Source organism: Helicobacter pylori SA213A (genome assembly GCF_000476275.1).
Lineage (GTDB): Bacteria > Campylobacterota > Campylobacteria > Campylobacterales > Helicobacteraceae > Helicobacter > Helicobacter pylori_CL.
Genome location: NZ_CBOM010000039.1, coordinates 1 through 2,638, shown reverse-complemented (window position 1 = coordinate 2,638; position 2,638 = coordinate 1). Strand labels below are relative to the sequence as shown.

At 37.0% G+C, this 2,638-nt stretch carries 3 protein-coding genes and 1 pseudogene; all 4 read right to left on the bottom strand.

What is annotated here, in order from left to right:
• Positions 1-729: hypothetical protein (locus tag QT74_RS07705; RefSeq protein ID WP_033765891.1), on the bottom strand; the 729-nt coding region annotated here is incomplete at its 3' end.
• Positions 716-1,198 (bottom strand): hypothetical protein, encoded by a 483-nt coding sequence (locus QT74_RS07700; protein WP_033765890.1) that lies wholly within the window; start codon positions 1,196-1,198, stop codon positions 716-718. The genes QT74_RS07705 and QT74_RS07700, both read right to left, overlap by 14 nt.
• Positions 1,199-1,217: 19 nt before the next feature.
• Entirely contained in the window at positions 1,218-1,340 is a 123-nt protein-coding gene (locus tag QT74_RS08810) for a hypothetical protein (protein ID WP_267864635.1), read from the bottom strand.
• A gap of 3 nt (positions 1,341-1,343) precedes the next feature.
• Positions 1,344-2,638: pseudogene (locus QT74_RS07695) on the bottom strand (DUF3519 domain-containing protein); the annotation flags it as partial.

The following is a 2,638-nucleotide window of genomic DNA, read 5'->3' as shown; positions in this document are numbered from 1 at the left end:
TTTTTTCGCTTCGGTGATCTCGCTTGTGGCTTGTTGTTTTTCTTGCGTGATGTTACTTAAAGCGCTCGTTTTATCTTCGTTAATGTTACTTATCGCTTGGGTTTTGTTGGCGTTTATTTCATTGTTAGCGTTCGTTTTCGCTTCGTTAATGTTATCTATCGCTTGCGTTTGGTTAGCGGTTATTTCATTGTTAGCGCTAACTTTCGCTTCGTTAATGTTACTTATCGCTTGGGTTTTGTTGGCGTTTATTTGAGTGGTAGCGTTATCTCTCGCTTGGTTTAAAAAGATTTGATAGCTCGTTAAAAGCCTGGTAGTGGTTTCTATCAATTGATTTTCTAGCTTTTTAATCTCGCTTTTGATGTTTTCGGTGTTAGCGTTTAAAATGTTCGTTACTTCTTGCTCGTTAGCCTTCATGCTCGTATTAAACTCGCTAAAAAAGCCCTCGTATTCTTTCATTTTATTTTTCAAGCTCTCGCCGGCGTTACTCAGCCATTCAATGGAGTTTCTTAAACTGCTATCAATTTCATTCGCATTTTTGAAAAAATCCAAACTCAAAAGCACTTCTAAAATCCTAACAATACCTTTAAGGCTTAATTCCACTTGCTCCGTAAAAAGCGCGTTGCTGTGCAAAGCGTTCTGTAATTGCTTTAAAAGCTCGTTGGTGATTTCTTTCACTTCTGGCTGTTCGCTTATCTCTAAAGCGCTATTAGGTAGATTAGGGTAATTCATTAAAACCTCCATTCTCCAACAATTCCACGATCAGATAATCAATAATCACCACTGCACAATCTCTTTTATTTTCTCTGTATTGCTTCACAAGTGATAAGCATTGCTTGGCGCGTTCAATTGGTTTTTTTAGCAAGTGAGTAGTGTTATCACGATCGCATGCTTCTAAAAAATCGCGCATGGTTTTGTTTTTATCTTGATTATCTCTAACAACAAACTCAAAAACTTCATTATTAGCATTTTTAAACTTAAACGCTAAAGGAAAATCCTCTACACTATCAGCAGTCTTCACTGATATGGAAAACCGATCGCTTTCAGTATCAAACATTTTTAAAATCGCATTAGTAAGAATATCATTTGCTTCGCAAAAATGCTTTAAAAATGTTACAACTTCTAAGCCCAAATGTTCGGACTCTTGGTAAAAAATATCATAGGCATCTCTTGCATTCTGCCATTTTTCAAATAACTGCATTTCTTACTCCTTGACTTTGTCAATTTTTTGATTCAATACTTAAACGCCCTAAATCATCTTTTGATAGTTTTCCGTTGCTGATTATGTTTGGGATATTGTTAATTATTTCTAATGCGTATTTTTTAGCTTCTTCTTTGTTCATGCCCTAAACCTTCCCTTTCTCGCTCTCTTTTTGCATGTCTTTTACGGCTTGTATCAAGCGGTTTAAGGTAGGGTTATGCTCGCTTGGCACTCTATCCACCATTAAAAGGTAATGCGTGAAATCGTAAATATCAATATCCTTAAATTCCTTACTATCAGGGTTAAACATGTCTTTAGTAAGATCTGCGATCTTAAATTCTTTCAAACCTTTTTTTATGTTATCGATTCTTAAGGCTTCAAATAACGCTTTACTCGGATCATCAAATCGTGCAAATCGTGCGATCGCTCCTCCTAAAATCTCGCTTATATCACTCGTAATTTGATCGCTTTTCTCAAACATATCTAAAGAACTCGTTTTATAAAATTTCTCGCTCAAATCCCTTAAACTGTCCGTCGTGTTTGGGTAATTCTTTAAATTCGCAAAACTGCGATCCATAATATCGCTTAAATAAGCGTTCAGGCTCACATTAGGAAAATTCATGTCATGGATTAAATTGTGAAAACTCCCTGCATTATCTACAAACATTTTTTTGACTTTTTCATAGCTTTTAATGTCGTTAGAAAAAACTTTGTGCCAGCGGTTGAGTAACTCTATCCCTTGCGTCTTCGTCCTTGGCATGTTGAACATAAGCAACGCTAAATTACTATCGCCCACATTAGGATGAGTAGCCTTATCAAAATTCAAATTTTTAGCTACGATGTTTTTTAATGAGTAAATGCTATCAGCGTCTAATTTCTTGTCTAATTCTTTTAACTTGGCTTCGTAATGGCTTAAAACCGCTATCGCATGATCGCTTTCGCTGTTAAAGCGTCCTTGATTAGAGAAGGCTGCTAAATTGTTGATCTCGGTGTTGTTTAGTCGGTTGTGCGGCACTCTAACTAATAGCTCGTTAGGCTTTAAGTCTATGTGATAGTATTCCTTGATCGCTTTGTTGTAAATGTATCTGCTTTTAGGCGTGAAGTTTAGCATGCCAGCTATGCGGTGGTTTCCTGCGATCACTTGCCCATCATGTAGAATGATGGGCAAATCTTCAAACCCTCCACTCCCGAATATCTTTTTAGGATCAAAATTTTCAGCAATGCTTTTAATCTGTTCTTCGTTCATGTCCGTTCTTTTTTGCGTTCCGCCTGTGGTAAAGCTTGGTTTTAAGTCTTTTGCATCCACGATCGCATAATCAAGGTCGTAAATCTCTCGTTCGTTCAACCGAACTCGACTTTTGGGTAATTGCTCTTGCGTTTTTGTAGGGATATCTTCTCCTACTTCTATTTTAGTCTGGCTTTCAATGTTGCCCGCATTGC

Excerpts from the sequence above, each read along its gene's own strand:
- QT74_RS07700 (WP_033765890.1), bottom strand. The coding sequence starts at position 1,198 with ATGCAGTTATTTGAAAAATGGCAGAATGCAAGAGATGCCTATGATATT.
- QT74_RS08810 (WP_267864635.1), bottom strand. The coding sequence starts at position 1,340 with ATGAACAAAGAAGAAGCTAAAAAATACGCATTAGAAATAATTAACAAT.